This is a genomic window from Vibrio astriarenae, assembly GCF_010587385.1.
GTDB classification, from domain to species: Bacteria; Pseudomonadota; Gammaproteobacteria; order Enterobacterales; family Vibrionaceae; genus Vibrio; species Vibrio astriarenae.
Map to the genome: position 1 here is coordinate 590,511 of NZ_CP047475.1, position 17,896 is coordinate 608,406.

Sequence of the window (17,896 nt, forward strand, 5' to 3'; positions counted from 1 at the left end):
GGCATGTGTAGGGAGGTGAGGGTGCCTCATTAACCTTTTGTTACATCTAATAGGCGAAATGAGAGCGTTTTTTAGCAAAAATGCGAGGTCTGGTTATTTGTTGCACAGCAGATGGTTTTTGATAGTAGGCTGACTATTTATCGCTGTTAGGTATAATGTGGCGTTCATTTATCACGTTAGGGCTGCAATTTCGCGTATGTCTCATCTTAATTACAATCACCTTTATTACTTCTGGATGGTCTGCAAGCAAGGCTCGGTAACCAAAGCCGCAGACGCCTTGTTCTTGACACCTCAGACGGTAACTGGGCAGATCAAAGCGTTGGAAGAAAGAGTGGATGGTAAGTTGACTAAGCGCAACGGTCGTAGTGTCGAACCCACAGAGTTGGGCCAACTGATTTTCAAATACGCTGATCGAATGTTTGGTTTGAGCTACGAGATGCTTGATATTGTAAATTACAGCCAACGTTCAAACTTGCTGTTCGATGTCGGTGTCGCTGACGCGCTCTCAAAGCGCTTGGTGAGTAAGATATTGATGTCGACCGTGCCGGAAGATAACAGCATTCACTTGCGTTGTTTTGAATCAACGCACGAAATGCTGCTAGAGCAACTCTCTCAGCATAAGTTAGATATTATCCTGTCTGATTGCCCTGTCGATTCAAGTCAAAGCCCGGGCTTGTTTAGTAAGAAGCTTGGGGAGTCCCACATGAGCTTTTTCTCTATCGGTCAAATTAAGGAAAATGAGTTCCCTGCAATACTGGAGAAGCGAAAGTTATTGATACCCGGCAGCCGAACAGCGATGGGTCGCAAGGTATTACAGTGGTTTGATCGCCAAGGGTTAACACCAAATATTCTGGGTGAGTTCGATGATGTGGCATTAATGAAAGCCTTTGCTAGCTATCACAATGACGCGCTATTTTTAGCGCCGACAGTCTATCAGTCAGAAGTTGAAAAAGAGTTCCCTTTGCAGATCGTCGGCCACCTCGATGAGATTCGAGAGGAGTACTACGTTATTTTTGCTGAGAGGATGATTCAGCACCCTGCAGTGAAGAATATCTGTGATGCAGATTATTCTGAGTTGTTTGAATAAAGGGACGTCGGTTCATGGATATGAAGCAGATGGAGAAAAACTCCGCACAAGCCGTCACAGTGTTAAAGGCAATGGCGAATGAGCGTCGCCTGCAAATTTTATGTTTGTTGCTGGAAACAGAGCTGTCTGTCGGGCAGCTTAGTCAGCAGCTCGATCTCAGTCAGTCCGCTTTATCTCAGCACCTCGCTTGGTTGCGCCGCGATGGATTGGTAGATACCAGAAAAGAAGCTCAGACGGTCTATTATTCGTTGAAGAGCCGAGAAGTGAAGGCGCTGATTGCGGTGTTACACCAGTTGTATTGTGAATAAGGTGGCAGGAAGAGAGTAGCAAAGGTTGCTGCTCAGCTTACTAGTGACAAAATTTAGATATAAAAAAACCGGCAAAAGCCGGTTTTTTTGTCACTGATAAACCAAAGGTTCTATTAAAGAGCTTTGATTTGTGCAGCGAAACGAGACTTGTGACGAGCAGCTTTATTCTTGTGAATAAGGCCTTTAGTCGCCATGCGGTCTAGTAGTGGTGTAACTGCAGCGAATGCAGCAGTTGCAGCTTCTTTGTCGCCTGCTTCAATAGCAGCAACAGTTTTCTTCATGTAAGTGCGCATCATAGAACGACGGCTAGCATTGTGCTGGCGACGTTTCTCAGCTTGGATAGCGCGCTTCTTAGCAGATTTACTATTTGCCAAGGGTCTAACTCCCAAAAACTTAGTTCGGTGACAATTTAAGGGCTGGGACTATGCCTAATTCGCGCTTAAATGTCAAATGATTTGTGTAAAAACCACTCAATACCAAACAAATTTTGGTAAGAAAAGGTCTTCACGGTTAAGATGGCGGGGATTCTATCAGTATTTTTACACCAATGCTAATACTTATCTGCTCTTGAACCGATATTCATGTCACTATAAAAAGAGTAGGCAATGCTAGTGGTCATTAATCCGAGGTAAAAGTGAGTAAACGTCTTCTTAAATCAGGCATGATAGTCAGTGCTATGACGCTGATTTCCCGAGTGTTAGGCCTGATACGTGATGTAGTTGTCGCCAATTTAATGGGGGCGGGTGCCAGCGCCGATGTCTTTTTCTTCGCCAACAAAATCCCTAATTTTTTACGTCGACTATTTGCTGAGGGCGCTTTTTCACAAGCGTTCGTGCCCGTGCTCACAGAGTACCATGCTTCAGGTGACATGGATAAGACACGTGCCCTTATTGCGAGAGCGGCAGGTACGTTAGGCGTTATCGTCTCAATTGTTACGGTCATCGGTGTTTTAGGGTCCGGTGTCGTTACTGCGCTGTTCGGTTTTGGATGGTTCTTAGATTGGTTAAATGGCGGTCCCTCGGCCGAAAAGTTCGAACTTGCGAGCTTTATGCTCAAAATTACCTTTCCCTATTTGTGGTTTATTACTTTTGTCGCGCTGTCTGGCGCCATATTGAACACCCTAGGGAAGTTCGCAGTCTCTTCGTTTACCCCAGTTTTTCTCAATGTCATGATCATCCTGTGTGCTTGGTTGATCGCGCCACAACTCTCTCAACCAGAAATTGGCTTGGCGATTGGTGTCTTTTTGGGGGGATTGGCTCAGTTTCTATTCCAGATCCCGTTCCTGATTAAAGCCGGTGTGATGGTCAAGCCGAAGTGGGGCTGGCGTGATCCTGGCGTGGTTAAAATCCGCACGTTAATGATTCCCGCTCTGTTTGGTGTGTCTGTCAGCCAAATCAACCTGCTGTTTGATACCTTTATTGCAAGTTTCCTTCAAACGGGTTCCATCAGTTGGCTCTACTATTCCGATCGTTTACTCGAGTTCCCACTCGGTTTGTTTGGTATCGCAATCGCTACGGTTATCTTGCCAGCTTTGTCTCGCAAGCATGTTGATGCCCACAGTGAGGGGTTTGCTCAAACCATGGACTGGGGTGTAAGAATGGTTCTGCTGCTGGGTATTCCGGCAATGTTAGGTTTGGTCGTGTTAGCTAAGCCGATGCTGATGGTACTGTTTATGCGTGGCGAATTTGGTGCGCAAGATGTTCATCAAGCCTCTTTATCTTTAGTCGCCTATGCGTCGGGTCTGCTTAACTTTATGTTGATAAAAGTCCTCGCCCCCGGCTATTACTCAAGACAAGATACCAAAACACCTGTGAAGTTTGGCATTATCGCGATGATCTCAAATATGGTGTTTAATGCTATTTTTGCCTGGTTCTTCAGCTATGTCGGTTTAGCCATCGCTACCGCGTTGTCCGCATTTGTAAACATGAGTCTCCTTTATTGGGGATTACATAAAGACAATATCTATCGTTTGACAGCGACAACGTTGAAGTTTGTCGCTCGCTTAGCATTGGCTGGAGCTGCAATGGTCGCGTTGCTCGTGTGGCTGCTTGAGGACATGAGCGTTTGGCTACAGTGGTCACTGATAGAAAGAGTGATGTCTCTCAGTATGTTGATTGCAGCGGGAGGCGCACTTTATTTATTCTGCTTGGCCTTAATGGGTATTCGTATGCATCATTTAAAAGCAATAACCGAATGAAGCAAGACAGATTGACGCTGTTTAGTATATAATCCGGCAGTTTCACGCAATGAGATTAGCAGGTCAAAGACGATTCCGATGGAATTAATTCGTGGTATTCATAATATTTCCTCTCAGCATCACGGCTGTGTGCTGACGATTGGAAACTTTGATGGCGTTCATTTAGGTCACCAAGCGGTACTTGAACAAGTGACTGCACAAGCTAAGTTACTTGGTTTACCTTCAACGGTTATGACGTTTGATCCACAGCCATTAGAGTTGTTTGCCGGTGATAAAGCACCTGCACGCCTGACTCGATTGCGTGATAAGTATGTTCAACTGAGTAAGTTGAATTTAGATAGGTTATTGTGTGTAAACTTTAATCACCAATTTGCCAACCTATCTGCTGAAGCGTTCATTAAAGATCTTCTGGTCCAAAAGCTGGGTGTGAAGTTCTTAGTTGTTGGTGATGACTTTTGTTTTGGCAAAGGCCGAGTGGGTAACTTTTCCATGCTTGAGCAAGCTGGACGAGAGTTTGGTTTTGAGGTAGTGAGTACCCAAAGCTTCTGCCTACAACAGCAACGGGTCAGCAGTACCGCCATTCGTCAGGCTTTAGCTTTGAATGATTTGGCAGCAGCAAAAACGATGTTGGGTCGTGACTACAGCATCAGCGGTCGTGTTTCCCACGGCCGAAAGTTAGGTCGAACCATAGGGTTCCCTACCGCGAACATCCCGCTTAAACGTTGCGTATCACCCGTGTCTGGTGTTTACGTAGTAGAGGCGCATGGTATTGGCAACCAACCCATTGGTGGGGTGGCGAATATCGGCCAGCGTCCGACGGTAAAGGGTGTTCGTCAACAATTAGAAGTGCACTTGTTTGATTTTCATGCCAATCTGTATGGTAGGCAATTAGAAGTGTCACTTTTGCACAAATTAAGAGATGAAAAGAAGTTTGATTCTTTTGATCTCCTCAAGCAACAAATTGAATTGGATGCTGAAGCAGCAAGGGTGTGGCTGCGTCAGCAAGTCCCAGTGGTTTAGTTCGCCACAGGGCATAATGTCTAACTGTCACCCAACACAACGGAATTAAGAATCGATGAGTGAGTATAAAGATACCCTGAACTTACCTGAAACAGGGTTTCCAATGCGCGGTAATCTGGCGAATCGTGAGCCAGAAATGCTTAAGCGTTGGTACAAAGAAGACCTTTACGGCGCAATCCGTGAAGCGAAGAAAGGCAAAAAATCTTTCGTTCTACACGATGGTCCTCCATACGCGAATGGTGACATCCATATTGGTCACGCGCTAAACAAGATTCTTAAAGACATTATTATTAAATCCAAAACACTTTCTGGTTTTGATGCACCGTACATTCCTGGTTGGGACTGTCACGGTCTACCAATCGAACTAATGGTAGAGAAGAAAAAGGGCAAACCAGGCCAAAAAATCTCTGCTGCTGAGTTTCGCGAAGAGTGTCGCAAATACGCGGCAGGCCAAGTGGAAGGTCAGAAAGAGAGCTTCAAACGCCTTGGTATTATGGGTGAGTGGGATAAGCCTTACCGCACGATGGACTTCGGTACAGAAGCAAACATCATCCGTGCTTTGGGTAAAATCGCATCGAATGGCCATCTGTTAAAAGGCTTTAAGCCGGTACACTGGTGTACAGACTGTGGCTCTGCATTGGCAGAGGCAGAAGTGGAATACAAAGATAAAGTATCGCCATCGATCGATGTTCGCTTTAAAGCGGCAGATGAGGCAGCTCTTATCTCTAAGTTCGACTTAGCGGGTGACCACCAAGGTCAGGGTGACATCTCTATTGTTATCTGGACAACCACACCTTGGACACTGCCAGCAAACCGTGCGGTGTGCCTACGTGACGATTTAGAGTACGTACTAATTCAAACGGAAGGTGACAACCCTGAGCGTATTATTGTTGCGTCTGAGCTTGCAAAAGACGTCATGGATCGTGCTGGTATTGAGCATTTCCATAACCTAGGTTTTGCTAAAGGTGCCGATCTTGAGCTGTCTCAGTTCAACCACCCATTCTACGACTTTACTGTTCCTGCGATTCTTGGCGATCATGTAACAACAGATTCTGGTACGGGTGTGGTTCACACAGCTCCGGGTCATGGTCAAGAAGACTTTGCGGTTGGTCAAAAATACGGTCTAGAAGTGGCAAACCCTGTGGGTTCAAACGGTGTCTACCTGCCAGATACTGAACTATTTGCGGGCCAGCATGTATTCAAAGCAAACGATGCTGTTGTGGAAGTGCTAAAAGAGAAAGGCGCTCTGCTACACCACCACGCTTATGAACACAGCTATCCACACTGCTGGCGTCACAAGACTCCAATCATCTTCCGTGCTACACCTCAATGGTTTGTATCAATGGACCAAGCGGGTCTGCGCGCTAAAGCACTCGAGTCGATCAAGAATGTTGAGTGGATGCCTGAGTGGGGTGAGAGCCGTATCGAAGGTATGATTGAAGGTCGCCCAGAGTGGTGTATCTCTCGCCAACGTACATGGGGTGTGCCGATTGCTCTGTTTGTTCACAAAGAGACAGCAGAACTTCATCCAAACACGCTTGAGTTGATTGAGAAGGTCGCTCTGCTGGTGGAAGAGAAAGGCATTCAAGCTTGGTGGGATGTTGATGCGGCTGAGTTACTTGGCGCTGATGCAGATAACTACGAGAAAGTACTGGATACGCTAGATGTATGGTTTGACTCGGGTGTTACGCACTTCTCTGTGGTTGATTCTCGTGAAGAGTACAACGGTAACAATGCAGATCTTTACCTAGAGGGTTCAGACCAACACCGTGGCTGGTTCCAGTCGTCGCTGATTTCTTCAATTGCGATGAAAGATGAAGCGCCTTACAAGCAAGTTCTGACACACGGTTTCGTGGTTGATGGCCAAGGCCGTAAGATGTCTAAATCTATCGGCAACGTAGTGGCACCAAAAGATGTCACCAATAAGCTAGGTGCGGATATCCTGCGTTTATGGGTTGCTTCAACAGACTACACGGGTGAAGTAGCCGTTTCTGATGAAATCCTAAAACGTTCTGCTGACGCGTATCGCCGTATCCGCAACACCGCACGTTTCTTCCTAGCAAACCTAAATGGTTTCAACCCAGAAACAGATATCGTTCCTGCTGAAGAGATGGTAGCACTGGATCGCTGGGCAGTAGGCCGCGCACTGGCTGCACAAGAAGAGATTGTGAAAGCATACGGTGAGTACAACACGCATGCTGTGACACAGCGCCTAATGCAGTTCTGCTCTATCGAGATGGGCTCATTCTACCTAGATGTGATTAAAGACCGTCAATACACAGCGAAGAAGGGCGGCCACGCTCAACGCAGCTGTCAGACTGCGCTTTACTACATCGTAGAAGCTCTCGTCCGTTGGATGGCGCCAATCATGTCGTTCACTGCAGATGAAATCTGGAACGAAATGCCAGGTCAACGTGATAAGTTTGTCTTCACTGGCGAGTGGTTCGAAGGTCTATTTGGTCTTGCAGAAGGCGAAGAGCTAAACAATGAGTTCTGGACAGAAATCCAATCAGTTCGCGGTGCAGTGAACAAGCTACTAGAAGCTGCTCGTAACGAGAAGACGATTGGTGGTTCGCTACAAGCAGAAGTGACGTTATTTGTAGAAGACGCACTAGCAGAGAAGCTAAATAAGCTGGAAGACGAACTACGTTTTGTTCTTCTGACTTCAGCAGCAACGGTGAAACCTATCAGTGAAAAGACTGACGCGGCTCAAGCAACAGACATCGAAGGTCTGTTGGTTGAAGTGAAAGCAACAGAAAACGAGAAGTGTGACCGCTGCTGGCACCACACTCCAGATGTGGGCACCATTGCTGGTCATGAGAAGATTTGTGGTCGCTGTGCATCAAACGTTGATGGTGAAGGCGAAGTACGTAAGTTCGCATAAGCCAATCGCTGATATTTAACGTAGTTACAACCCCAGTTTTTACTGGGGTTGTTTTTAGGAAGGTCTATGAGTGAACAAGCACTAACCCTAAAACAATCGGGTATTCGTTGGCTATGGCTTGCGGTGGTTATCTTCGTCGCGGATATCGCGATTAAGTTTGTTGTCATGGAGAACATGGGTTACGGCTGGTCGAATCGTATCGAGGTTCTGCCATTCTTTAATCTGCTCTATGTTCACAACTATGGCGCTGCTTTCAGTTTCCTTAGCGATCAGTCTGGCTGGCAGCGCTGGTTCTTTACCGCGATCGCCTTTGCTGTGACAGGCATGCTCAGCTATTGGATGAGTAAGCTTCCTGCAAAAGAGAAGTGGAATAATATTGCTTACGCCATGATCATTGGTGGAGCCGTCGGCAATGTATTCGACCGAGTCGTACACGGCTTTGTTGTCGACTACCTGGATTTCTATTGGGGCACATACCACTGGCCAGCATTCAACTTGGCTGATACGACGATTTGTATCGGCGCGGCGATGATCATTATCGATAGTTTCCGCAGTGAGAAGAAAAGTGATTAAACCCAGATAAGAGCAATATCCCTAGGCGCTGTCCGTTGATTCGGGTGGCGCTTTTTTATATAACAAACACCACAATAATAAAGCACAAGGAAGAAATAACGTGAGCATGATTACCCAAGACTCAGCAGTCACCCTGCACTTTACCATCAAGATGAAAGATGGCTCTGTCGCTGACAGCACCCAAAACATGGGTAAGCCTGCGAAATGTATTATTGGCGATGGTAGCTTGAGTGAAAACTTTGAAAAGTGTCTACTTGGTCTTGAGCAGGGTGACAAAAAATCGATTGAACTAAAGGCCGATGATGCCTTTGGTCAGCCTAATCCGGACCACATTCATCATATGGACCGTGCTAAATTTGTCGGTGATGCTGAAGTTGAAGTTGGCACCATCATGGCGTTCTCTGGCCCGGAAGGGGCTGAAATTCCAGGTATTATTACTGAGATTGCCGGCGACTCCGTGACCGTTGACTTTAATCACCCACTAGCTGGCCAAGATGTGACTTTTGAAGTTGAAATTTTATCAGTAGAATAACGGCCATTAAGAAGATAAAACGCCATGAGTAGTAACATGAAAATTCTATTAGCGAATCCACGCGGTTTTTGTGCGGGTGTTGACCGAGCCATCAGTATTGTAGAGCGTGCTCTCGAGATGTATCAAGCACCTATCTATGTACGCCATGAAGTGGTGCACAACCGTTTTGTGGTTGAAGGACTAAAGCAGCGCGGCGCTATCTTTGTTGAAGAGCTGCATGAAGTGCCGGATGATAATATCGTTATCTTCTCTGCTCATGGTGTGTCCCAAGCAGTGCGTAAAGAGGCAAAGGCTCGAGATCTCACCGTGTTTGATGCTACCTGTCCATTGGTGACCAAAGTTCATATGGAAGTTGCTCGAGCAAGCCGTAAGAACATGGAAGTCGTGTTGATTGGCCATGCCGGACACCCTGAAGTAGAAGGCACGATGGGTCAGTACTACAGTGAGACTGGCGGTATGTACTTGGTGGAGACGCCAAAGGACGTAGCGACACTGAAAGACATCGTTAAAGACCCAAGTAATCTTCACTATGTGAGTCAAACCACCCTCTCTGTGGATGAGACAGCGGATGTGATTGAAGAGTTACGTCGAGTATTCCCGGAGATTCAAGGGCCGCGTAAAGACGATATCTGCTATGCGACTCAAAATCGTCAAGATGCGGTACGTGAAATCGCAGAAAAGGTGGATGTGCTGGTGGTTGTAGGTTCAAAGAACTCATCAAATTCCACTCGCCTAAAAGAGCTGGCTGAAAAGTTAGGTACCGAGGGTTATTTGACTGACTGTCCTGAAGATGTCCAGCCACAATGGTTTGAGGGTAAGAAAAGAGTTGGCGTGACGGCGGGTGCTTCTGCGCCGGAAGAGTTAGTGAACAAGATTCTAAATCGCATTAAAGAGCTTGGCGCTGATACAATAGAAGAAGTACAAGGCCGTGAAGAAAACATGTTCTTCGAGGTCCCAAAAGAGCTACAGGTGAAACAAGTCGACTAACGATTTGATACTCTCAGACAAAGGCAGCTTAAGGCTGCCTTTTTAGATCTAGTGGTTGAGGTTCGCCATATAGTCTGTGATCAGTCCACTAGGTAATCCATCCACGAGTAACTCATCCATTCTTAATATTCTGGGCTTGAGTGTGTTGGCGACACTTTCTGCGTGTTGATAAAGGCTATTTTTGTTGGCGTGGTAGCCAGTAGGAAAGGCCTCTATCTGCCAACTGACTCTTATTCCGTTTGCCATCCATTTCGGTGTCGGCTCACCTTGTAAGCTATCGCACAAGGTCACCACGATATCGGGCTCGAAGGCAATGCGCTCATCCCACGAGTGAGCGTGATGGTGAGGGATGGGAAGTTGATTATCTTCAAGATAGGACTTCACCAAGGGGTTGATGTTGCCGCTGGGCTCAACGCCCCCACTGGCAATGCTAAAGCGATTATTTGGTAAGTAATGTTGCGCGAGCGATTCAGCAATGACGCTACGACCAGCATTGTGCCGACAGACAAACAGAACTTTATACATGGGAACCCCCAGCCTTGGTTACTCTACTCTCCCTGATTAAGTTTAGTTGCTGCTGAAAGATTTAGCCTATCGACAAAAATGAAAAAGGCTTCCGAAGAAGCCTTTTAGTGACTCATTACCCACTAGGCTGTTTTTGTATCAGCCTCAACCTTCTCTTCATCGGCAAGGTCATCTTCACCTTTACCTTTAGAGCGTTTGATAACCAGTGCAGTGACACCAAGGGAGAACACCATACCAGCAATAGTTGAGATGTTCATTGGTAGACCGAAGCCTAGAGTGCTGTTATTTAGAATAAAGGTGACAACAACAGTCGTCATGAACATAGCGGGAAGCGTCGTTACCCAGTGCAGCTTGTTGTGGCGCAGTAGGTAGGCAGAAGCTGTCCAAAGCATCATTACCGCTGTGGTTTGGTTAGCGAAACCGAAGTAACGCCAGATAACACCGAAATCAACTTGAGTCAGGATGCCGCCGATAATAAACAGTGGAATTGCCATTAGTAGACGGTTGCGCAGAGAGCGCTGCTCCATGTTGAAGTATTCAGCCAGAATTAAGCGACTTGAACGGAACGCGGTATCACCGGATGTGATTGGGAGAATAACAACACCAAGGAAAGCGATAATGCCACCGAATACACCAAGCAGACCAAACGATGCGCTGTAGACAACATTACCCGGACCACCGTTCGCAACGGCTTCACTCAATAGCTCAATTGAGCCGAAGAAAGACAGAGCAAGCGCACACCAGATTAGGGCGATGATACCTTCACCAATCATTGCACCGTAGAAGACGAAGCGACCGTTCTTTTCGTTCTCCATACAACGTGCCATCAAAGGTGATTGAGTTGCGTGGAAGCCAGAAATTGCACCACAAGCGATGGTGATAAATAGCGCAGGCCAGATAGGCATGTCGTTCGGGTTCAAGTTAGTGAACATGTCGCTCACTTGGAAATCACCCATCACAGTGTGTTCGCTAGATAGGCCAACGGCAGTGATAAGACCAACGGACATAAAGATCAATAGCGCGCCGAATAGAGGGTAGAAGCGGCCAATGATCTTATCGACTGGAACGATGGTTGCGATGATGTAGTAGCCAAAGATAATGGCAACCATGGTGCCCATCGAAACAGTAAGACCTGTTTGATCGTTGATTAGGTTAGTGATCATGCCAGCAGGTGCTGAAACGAAAACGACACCAACAAGAAGCAGTAGGACAATGGCAAAAATGTTCATAAAATGTTTGGCGCCATTGCCTAAGTAACGACCAGTGATGGTTGGCACTGATGCACCACCATTACGCACAGATAGCATGCCAGAGAAGTAGTCGTGAACAGCACCGGCAAAGATACAGCCAACGACAATCCACAACATAGCAGCAGGGCCATAAAGTGCACCCATGATAGGGCCGAAGATTGGACCAACGCCTGCAATGTTCAATAGCTGAACTAGGTAGACTTTCTTGGTTGACATCGGAACATAGTCAACGCCATCGGCTTTAGTGTGAGCAGGGGTTTGACGTTTTTCGTTGATGCCAAAAATCTTCTCGATGAACGTGCCATAGAAAAAATAGCCGGCTAAGAGTAGGGCGACACAGGTCAGAAACCACAACATAGCTTTATCCTTTATGTAGGTCAGGGTGAATTTGTTATAGCGTGCATACTACGCCCATCAATATCGATATTCTTGCGCTGCTTAAGTCAGTGGCAGTATCAATAATTAAGTGGTAGTGATAGGAATTAAGTGGTTTTTACTGTTAGTGAGCGGCTATTATCTACAGTGAGTGGCACTTGTTGATCATCAATGAAAAGAAAGGAATAGACAATGAACAAGCGATTGATCGCTGGCTTAGTGGTCATTTTAGCTGGCTGTGCATCTTCAGCCGATGACCTGATTGCAAAAGGGGATTGGTATCAAGTTGGCTATCAAGAAGGCTTACGAGGCAATGTTTCGCGCTCAATGGCAGATTTGAGTCAATACAGCAATGCGGAGCCAGCAGAGTATGACAAAGGGTATTTGTCAGGTATCGCTGAATACTGCAATCCGAATGTTGCATATCAGATTGGTCTATCAGGTCAATACTACGAAGGCGTGTGTGAAAACACGGAAGAGGGACAGAAGTTTAGAATGGAGTGGCAGCGCGGGTGGATGGAATACAACAAGTAGCGACGCTCTGTTTTCAATGGCTGCATAAGCACTCTCAGAGGGGCTTACACAGCCATTGGCTATTAGGTCGCTTGTTGTATCGCTTTGCCTAAGAAGCCAGAGGTCTGCTGAATTTGACGTCGAGCTTCTTGACAAGATAGGCCCGTGAGCTGAATGAGTATTGCGGTTTTCACCTCATACTCGCACTGCTCTAGTGCCTGTGTGGCTTGCTCCGCACTGCACTCTGTGGCTTGCATAACAATCCTTACTGCGCGAGCGACTAATTTTTTGTTGGTCGCCTTCACATCCACCATCAGGTTTTGATAGCTCTTACCAATACGCACCATACTGGCGGTTGTGAGCATATTGAGCACCAATTTTTGTGCCGTACCTGATTTCATTCTGGTGGATCCGGTAAGCGCCTCTGGACCCACGACCGGCGATATTGCGATGTTGGCGCAATGAGCAATGGCTGAATCCGGATTGCATGAGAGTGCCACTGTCTGTGCGCCAATCGAGTTGGCATAGTTAAGAGCACCTATTACATACGGCGTGCGACCACTAGCAGCAATGCCCACAACGACGTCATTTGCAGTCAGTTGATGATTGATGAGATCGTCTTGCCCAAGCTGTGGTGAATCTTCTGCCCCTTCCTGAGCACGAAAAATCGCTTCATGCCCGCCAGCAATCACACCAACCACCATAGACTCATCAACGCCAAATGTTGGTGGGCACTCGGATGCATCAAGAATACCTAGACGACCACTGGTGCCTGCACCGCAGTAGAATAGGCGACCACCTTGACGAAATGCGTGACTAATCACGTCAACCGCTTTTGCGATGTTGGGGAGCTCTTTCTCTACCGCGAGTGGCACCAGTTTGTCTTGCTGATTAATTTTGCTAACAAGCTCCAAGGTACTCACAGAGTCTAGGTCCATGGTGTCGGGGTTTCTTCCTTCAGAGACCAGCTTTGAAAGGGTGTTTAGCAGTTGATTATCGCTCATGAAAAATCCTTGATAGCAGGGTAGATGACCCCAAGAGAAACAGACTGTTTTGCCCCTGTCACTGAAGGCAGGTTGCTCGGTTGGTTGTGGACGCGTTGTCTTGCTAACCAAGCAAAGGCCATCGCTTCCATGTAGTCTTCACTTATGCCCTTTTCTGATGTCAGCATCACTTTCCATTGCGGTAATAGGGCAGCCAGTCTTTGCATCAATAGAGAGTTATTCGCGCCTCCGCCACATACAAGCAGCTCACATTCATCTCCTTGTTTGTGGATTGAGATAGCGTTAGCAATACTCTGCGCCGTAAACTCACACAAAGTGCGCTGAACATCTTGTGGCGCCTCATTGCCCGCCAACTGTTGCTGCAACCAGTCAAGATTATAGTGCTCTCGCCCTGTACTTTTAGGAGGAAGAGCCTGTAGGTAGGGGTCGGACATCAGTTTTCTGAGCAACGTTGAGTCCACCTCGCCACTCGCTGCCCAAGCACCGTTCTTGTCAAATCTAGAGCCAGTATGCATCTCACACCAAGCGTCCATCAGCATGTTGCCTGGTCCAGTATCATAGCCAGTGACATCGTGGGTCGTCGGAATAACGGAGACGTTCGCAATACCACCAATGTTGAGGATGACCGTGGTTGAGTCACGCAGGGCAAAGAGGTACTGGTGAAAGGCTGGAACCAGAGGGGCGCCTTGGCCTCCGACCGCCATATCTAAGCGGCGAAAGTCTGCAATAGTGTCAATACCTGTTAATGCAGAGATTAGGTTGTTGTCACCCAGTTGTATGGTGAATGGCTCGTTCCCCTGGGGTTGGTGGAAAACGGTCTGTCCGTGATTACCAATTGCTCTGATAGCGCTAGGAAGCAGCTTTGCCTTTTTGAGTAGCCGATGCACTGCTTTAGCATAGAGCTTGCCTAACAAGTGATCGATTTGGCCTACGATGGGCAAATTGGTCGCTTGACCTGTACAAATATCAAGAATGCTCTTTCTTAGTTCGGTAGGGAAAGGGTATTCGTCGTGTTCAATCAGCTCAATCTTATGCTCATCAATCGCAACAACGACTGCATCCACACCATCAAGACTGGTTCCTGACATAAGACCTATATAGAGTTCGCGCATTGTCATCACTCTTGGCAAATAAGAAATCCATTGTAATGCAATCATAAAGTGAATAGTCTCAATTAGCAGAGAAATTACCAAATTTTTGGAGTCAAAAATGGGACCGTTATGGATTGATGTTGAGGGCTATGAACTGACAGCCGAGGATCGTGAAATCATTGAGCATCCGACGGTTGGCGGTATCATTTTGTTTGCAAGGAACTACCATGATAGTGAGCAGTTAAGTGCTTTAACGCAATCAATGCGCAAAGCCGCCAAGCGTCCAATCTTGATCGGTGTTGACCAAGAAGGTGGGCGAGTACAGCGTTTCAGAGACGGATTTAGCTCAATCCCAGCCGCTCAGCTTTATGCTGAGAAACCCGACGGTGAAGACCTTGCCGAACAAGCTGGTTGGCTGATGGCGGCAGAAGTGATGGCACATGATATTGATTTAAGTTTTGCACCTGTACTCGATCAAGGGCATGAGAGCAAAGCGATAGGTAATCGATCTTTTGGTGAAGACATCGAGACGATTTTGCGTCACAGCAGGGCATTTATGCGCGGTATGAAGTCAATTGGCATGGCGACCACCGGAAAACATTTTCCAGGTCATGGAGGAGTGACAAGTGACTCCCATCTAGAGACACCCTTTAATCACAGTGACAAAATCTTCGAGACAGACATGGCGATATTCAAGGCGCAGATTGACGCTGGTGTTCTTGATGCCATGATGCCGGCCCACGTCGTCTATCCACACTATGATAATCAACCTGCAAGCGGCTCTAGCTATTGGCTCAAGAAGGTTCTGAGAGAACAGCTAGGCTTTCGAGGTATAGTGTTCTCAGACGATCTGACTATGGAAGGCGCTTCTATTATGGGGGGACCTGCTGATAGAGCAATGCAAGCTCTTGAGGCGGGCTGTGACATGTTGTTGATGTGCAATAAACGCGACGCGCAGGTTGCGGCACTTGATCGTTTACCGATTCAAAAAGTAGACGCAAAAACACTGTTAAAGCGCCAGAGCTTTACTTTCGATGAGCTCAAGCGCTCCCAAGAGTGGAAATCGGCTTCACAGGCGATGGCCAAAATGCTCGACCAATAATGGTGAATTTAGTGGAACCCCAGTTTCTCTTTGAGGTTTTTTAGATAGCGGCGGCTAACGGGGACCGTATGGCCGCTGCAGGTGACTATTTCGGCTAATCCGTTTTCGAGTAGCTTGATCTCTTTGATTGATTTTATATTGATCAAATATTGGCGATGACAACGCAGCAGAGAGGTTTTTTCCTCAAGCACTTTCAAGGTAAGCTGCGACGTGGCAAGCTGCTCATGAGTTTGAACTTGTACACCACTAATGTCGCTGTAAGCAAACTGCACCTCTTCAGCAGGGATGATCATAATGCGATTGAGTCCGATACACGGCACATGAATCAACTGTTCTGGTGCCAGTTGGCTGAGGTTGACTTGCTTAGTGTGAACCTTGCCAAGGCGACATATCGTCTTTTCAAGGCGCTGTGGGTCGACGGGTTTTAGCAGATAATCAAAGGCGTTGTCCTCAAAAGCTTGGATTGCGTACTGATCATACGCAGTGACAAAGACCACCTTGGGCATGGTGTCAGGATCAAGCATACCAAGCAGCTCGATACCGGTAATTTGTGGCATCTGGATATCAAGAAATACGACATCCGGTTTCAACTGATTAATCTTTTTGAGTCCCTCAATCGCATTACTTGCGGTGTCGATCACTCGGATTTTGTTCGACTCTTCAAGAAGCTCTGATAGCTCCTCACGAGCCAATAGCTCATCATCAATTACTAAAGCGGAAAGCATGGCTGCCCTTATATGGTCATCTTACCGGGAATGATAAAGCTCATTCGTGTGTACTGGTTAACTTTAACATCGGTCGTGAGTTTTGCCGCGGGTCCAAATTGATTAACGAGACGCTTGTCGACAATTTGCATGCCAAGCCCGAGGTGTTTCTTATCAGGAACGCGATAGCTACCCGCATTATCTTCCACCACTATTTTGTAGCCACAGCTCATCGGCTCACTGTAGATATTGAGTTGACCATCTTCTAGCAGGTTGGAAATACCATGTTTAATCGCGTTTTCTACTAACGGTTGCAGGGTGAAACTAGGCACCTGTCGCTCAAGCAGTTCCTCAGCAATATTGATATGAACCGCGAGGCGATCAGAAAAGCGAGCTTGCTCAATCGTCAAATAGGCGCTCACATGTGCGAGCTCTTCTCTCAGCGTCACCGTTTCAATATTCTGCTTTAAGTTGCTGCGGAAAAATTGCGATAGGTGCTGAATCAGGCTGCGCGCTTTCGTTGGGTCTTTGCGTATCACAGCACTAATCGTATTGAGGGCATTGAACAGGAAATGAGGGTTAATTTGGGCTTGTAGTAGTTTTATCTCTGCTTGAGACAGTAGGTTCTGTTTCTGTTGATATTCACCGTACAAGATTTGGCTTGAAAGCAACTGTGCAATACCCTGTGCCATGGACATATTGACGGTCGAGAAGAGCTTACGTTTCGGCTCATAGAGCTTGATGGTACCCACCACGCGGTCTCCAGCACGCAATGGGATGATCAACGCTGAACCCAGCCTACATGATGGGGAGATAGAGCACTGGTAAGGCTGTTCTCTGCCGTTAAGGTAGATGATACGATTCTGTGACATTGAATCTAGGGTACTTTGTGAGGAGATGGGTCTTCCTGGAACATGATGATCTTTTCCCATGCCCACAAAAGCCAAAATCTTATGATTATCCGTGATTGCTACGGCACCAACGCTGGTTTCCTCAAAGATGATGTTTGCGATCTTTTCCGCATTGTGGATCTCGAACCCTGACGCCATAATGCCCACCGAGCGTTCGGCGATTCGCAATGCTCGTCGCGAAAACATGGCGGAATACTCGTCGAAAATGGTTTTTCTGTCTTGCAAGATACTCATAAACAGTGCCGCACCGATGGAATTGGCAATGATCATCGGTGCCGCGATATCTGAAACCAGTGCATAGGCTTGGCTAAATGGTTTAGCTATCATCAAAATAAGCACCATTTGGGCAATTTCGGCGAACAAAGTGACGCAAAAGACCATCAATGGATTAAATATCTGGTCAGTGCGGTTGTTACGCACAAAGTAGAGGTGAACCAAGCCGCCAATCAGTCCCTCTGTCGTGGTTGAAACTGCGCAAGCAAGGTCAGTAAAGCCACCCAAGCTGTAACGGTGCAGCCCACCAGTCAAACCAACAAAAAAACCCACCACTGGGCCACCGAACAACCCTCCCATTACAGCGCCAATAGCTCGAGTGTTGGCTATCGCATCATTAATTTGTAGACCAAAGTAGGTACCGAGAATACAAAATGAAGAAAAGATAAAGTAGACGCTAATTCGGTGACTTAGGTGGTCGGAAGCACCAAGCAAGGGCCTGAATATGGGGGTTTTACTCAACATGTATGCCAGCATCAAATAGACACACATTTGTTGTAGTAGTGAAATAATCAGATCCATTGGGCTATCCGTTCGGGCAAAGAGTGACCCTAAAGGGT

The 17,896-nt window shown here is 46.9% G+C and carries 17 protein-coding genes; 10 read left to right on the forward strand and 7 right to left on the reverse strand.

Translation table 11 applies throughout. From position 1 onward, the window contains the following. Positions 1–196 precede the first annotated feature (196 nt). Both nhaR and GT360_RS02930 read left to right on the forward strand, forming a co-directional pair. Positions 197–1,087 carry a transcriptional activator NhaR gene (nhaR, locus tag GT360_RS02925; protein ID WP_164647430.1) on the forward strand — a complete coding sequence of 297 codons (891 nt, stop codon included), beginning with the start codon at positions 197–199 and terminating at the stop codon, positions 1,085–1,087. 14 nt (positions 1,088–1,101) lie between these two features. Beyond that, on the forward strand, positions 1,102–1,395 hold the full coding sequence (locus GT360_RS02930) for an ArsR/SmtB family transcription factor (protein WP_164647431.1): 294 nt from the start codon (positions 1,102–1,104) through the stop codon (positions 1,393–1,395). A gap of 113 nt (positions 1,396–1,508) precedes the next feature. Here the strand turns inward: GT360_RS02930 and rpsT are convergent, their stop codons facing one another. Beyond that, a complete protein-coding gene (gene rpsT / locus GT360_RS02935) occupies positions 1,509–1,769 on the reverse strand; it encodes a 30S ribosomal protein S20 (RefSeq protein WP_164647432.1) in 261 nt (86 codons plus the stop codon). 260 nt (positions 1,770–2,029) lie between these two features. Here rpsT and murJ point away from each other — a divergent pair, with 260 nt between their 5' ends. The 6 genes from murJ (at position 2,030) to ispH (ending at position 9,588) form a co-directional block, all read left to right on the forward strand. Then, complete coding sequence (gene murJ / locus GT360_RS02940; RefSeq protein ID WP_164647433.1) at positions 2,030–3,592, forward strand: murein biosynthesis integral membrane protein MurJ; 1,563 nt, start codon at positions 2,030–2,032, stop codon at positions 3,590–3,592. Positions 3,593–3,670: 78 nt separating this feature from the next. Beyond that, the gene (ribF, locus tag GT360_RS02945; protein WP_164647434.1) at positions 3,671–4,612 is read left to right on the forward strand and encodes a bifunctional riboflavin kinase/FAD synthetase; all 942 of its coding nucleotides are present in this window, start codon (positions 3,671–3,673) and stop codon (positions 4,610–4,612) included. Between the two features lie 55 nt (positions 4,613–4,667). Beyond that, positions 4,668–7,496, forward strand: a complete 2,829-nt coding sequence (gene ileS, locus GT360_RS02950; RefSeq protein ID WP_164647435.1) for an isoleucine--tRNA ligase — start codon at positions 4,668–4,670, stop codon at positions 7,494–7,496. A gap of 66 nt (positions 7,497–7,562) precedes the next feature. Beyond that, a complete protein-coding gene (gene lspA, locus GT360_RS02955) occupies positions 7,563–8,069 on the forward strand; it encodes a signal peptidase II (protein WP_164647436.1) in 507 nt (168 codons plus the stop codon). A 106-nt stretch (positions 8,070–8,175) separates the two neighbouring features. Beyond that, positions 8,176–8,601: an FKBP-type peptidyl-prolyl cis-trans isomerase gene (gene fkpB / locus GT360_RS02960; protein ID WP_394244104.1), complete on the forward strand. Its 426-nt coding sequence runs from the start codon at positions 8,176–8,178 to the stop codon at positions 8,599–8,601. Positions 8,602–8,625: 24 nt separating this feature from the next. Continuing rightward, entirely contained in the window at positions 8,626–9,588 is a 963-nt protein-coding gene (gene ispH, locus GT360_RS02965) for a 4-hydroxy-3-methylbut-2-enyl diphosphate reductase (RefSeq protein WP_164647438.1), read from the forward strand. A gap of 48 nt (positions 9,589–9,636) precedes the next feature. Here the strand turns inward: ispH and GT360_RS02970 are convergent, their stop codons facing one another. Together GT360_RS02970 and GT360_RS02975 are read right to left on the reverse strand one after the other, a co-directional pair. Beyond that, the gene (locus GT360_RS02970) at positions 9,637–10,113 is read right to left on the reverse strand and encodes an arsenate-mycothiol transferase ArsC (protein WP_164647439.1); all 477 of its coding nucleotides are present in this window, start codon (positions 10,111–10,113) and stop codon (positions 9,637–9,639) included. Between the two features lie 122 nt (positions 10,114–10,235). Further along, positions 10,236–11,720: a carbon starvation CstA family protein gene (locus tag GT360_RS02975; protein WP_164647440.1), complete on the reverse strand. Its 1,485-nt coding sequence runs from the start codon at positions 11,718–11,720 to the stop codon at positions 10,236–10,238. Between the two features lie 210 nt (positions 11,721–11,930). Here GT360_RS02975 and GT360_RS02980 point away from each other — a divergent pair, with 210 nt between their 5' ends. Then, positions 11,931–12,272: a DUF2799 domain-containing protein gene (locus tag GT360_RS02980; RefSeq protein WP_164647441.1), complete on the forward strand. Its 342-nt coding sequence runs from the start codon at positions 11,931–11,933 to the stop codon at positions 12,270–12,272. 62 nt (positions 12,273–12,334) lie between these two features. On the opposite strand, the gene murQ is transcribed toward GT360_RS02980, so the two are convergent. Together murQ and GT360_RS02990 are read right to left on the reverse strand one after the other, a co-directional pair. Further along, positions 12,335–13,255 carry an N-acetylmuramic acid 6-phosphate etherase gene (gene murQ / locus GT360_RS02985; RefSeq protein ID WP_164647442.1) on the reverse strand — a complete coding sequence of 307 codons (921 nt, stop codon included), beginning with the start codon at positions 13,253–13,255 and terminating at the stop codon, positions 12,335–12,337. Further along, entirely contained in the window at positions 13,252–14,373 is a 1,122-nt protein-coding gene (locus tag GT360_RS02990; protein ID WP_164649554.1) for an anhydro-N-acetylmuramic acid kinase, read from the reverse strand. The genes murQ and GT360_RS02990 overlap by 4 nt, the downstream gene beginning before the upstream one ends. A 91-nt stretch (positions 14,374–14,464) precedes the next feature. Here GT360_RS02990 and nagZ point away from each other — a divergent pair, with 91 nt between their 5' ends. Next, positions 14,465–15,448, forward strand: coding sequence for a beta-N-acetylhexosaminidase (nagZ, locus tag GT360_RS02995; protein ID WP_164647443.1), 984 nt, complete (start codon positions 14,465–14,467; stop codon positions 15,446–15,448). 8 nt (positions 15,449–15,456) lie between these two features. On the opposite strand, the gene btsR is transcribed toward nagZ, so the two are convergent. Then, positions 15,457–16,173, reverse strand: coding sequence for a two-component system response regulator BtsR (gene btsR, locus GT360_RS03000; protein WP_164647444.1), 717 nt, complete (start codon positions 16,171–16,173; stop codon positions 15,457–15,459). Between the two features lie 8 nt (positions 16,174–16,181). Continuing rightward, positions 16,182–17,858: a sensor histidine kinase gene (locus GT360_RS03005; RefSeq protein WP_164647445.1), complete on the reverse strand. Its 1,677-nt coding sequence runs from the start codon at positions 17,856–17,858 to the stop codon at positions 16,182–16,184. Positions 17,859–17,896 lie beyond the last annotated feature (38 nt).

Excerpts from the sequence above, each read along its gene's own strand:
- nhaR (WP_164647430.1), top strand. The coding sequence starts at position 197 with ATGTCTCATCTTAATTACAATCACCTTTATTACTTCTGGATGGTCTGC.
- GT360_RS02990 (WP_164649554.1), bottom strand. The coding sequence starts at position 14,373 with ATGACAATGCGCGAACTCTATATAGGTCTTATGTCAGGAACCAGTCTT.
- ispH (WP_164647438.1), top strand. The coding sequence starts at position 8,626 with ATGAGTAGTAACATGAAAATTCTATTAGCGAATCCACGCGGTTTTTGT.
- fkpB (WP_394244104.1), top strand. The coding sequence starts at position 8,176 with ATGATTACCCAAGACTCAGCAGTCACCCTGCACTTTACCATCAAGATG.
- GT360_RS03005 (WP_164647445.1), bottom strand. The coding sequence starts at position 17,858 with ATGGATCTGATTATTTCACTACTACAACAAATGTGTGTCTATTTGATG.
- lspA (WP_164647436.1), top strand. The coding sequence starts at position 7,563 with ATGAGTGAACAAGCACTAACCCTAAAACAATCGGGTATTCGTTGGCTA.
- ileS (WP_164647435.1), top strand. The coding sequence starts at position 4,668 with ATGAGTGAGTATAAAGATACCCTGAACTTACCTGAAACAGGGTTTCCA.
- GT360_RS02970 (WP_164647439.1), bottom strand. The coding sequence starts at position 10,113 with ATGTATAAAGTTCTGTTTGTCTGTCGGCACAATGCTGGTCGTAGCGTC.
- murQ (WP_164647442.1), bottom strand. The coding sequence starts at position 13,255 with ATGAGCGATAATCAACTGCTAAACACCCTTTCAAAGCTGGTCTCTGAA.
- GT360_RS02975 (WP_164647440.1), bottom strand. The coding sequence starts at position 11,720 with ATGTTGTGGTTTCTGACCTGTGTCGCCCTACTCTTAGCCGGCTATTTT.
- GT360_RS02930 (WP_164647431.1), top strand. The coding sequence starts at position 1,102 with ATGGATATGAAGCAGATGGAGAAAAACTCCGCACAAGCCGTCACAGTG.
- btsR (WP_164647444.1), bottom strand. The coding sequence starts at position 16,173 with ATGCTTTCCGCTTTAGTAATTGATGATGAGCTATTGGCTCGTGAGGAG.
- GT360_RS02980 (WP_164647441.1), top strand. The coding sequence starts at position 11,931 with ATGAACAAGCGATTGATCGCTGGCTTAGTGGTCATTTTAGCTGGCTGT.
- ribF (WP_164647434.1), top strand. The coding sequence starts at position 3,671 with ATGGAATTAATTCGTGGTATTCATAATATTTCCTCTCAGCATCACGGC.
- nagZ (WP_164647443.1), top strand. The coding sequence starts at position 14,465 with ATGGGACCGTTATGGATTGATGTTGAGGGCTATGAACTGACAGCCGAG.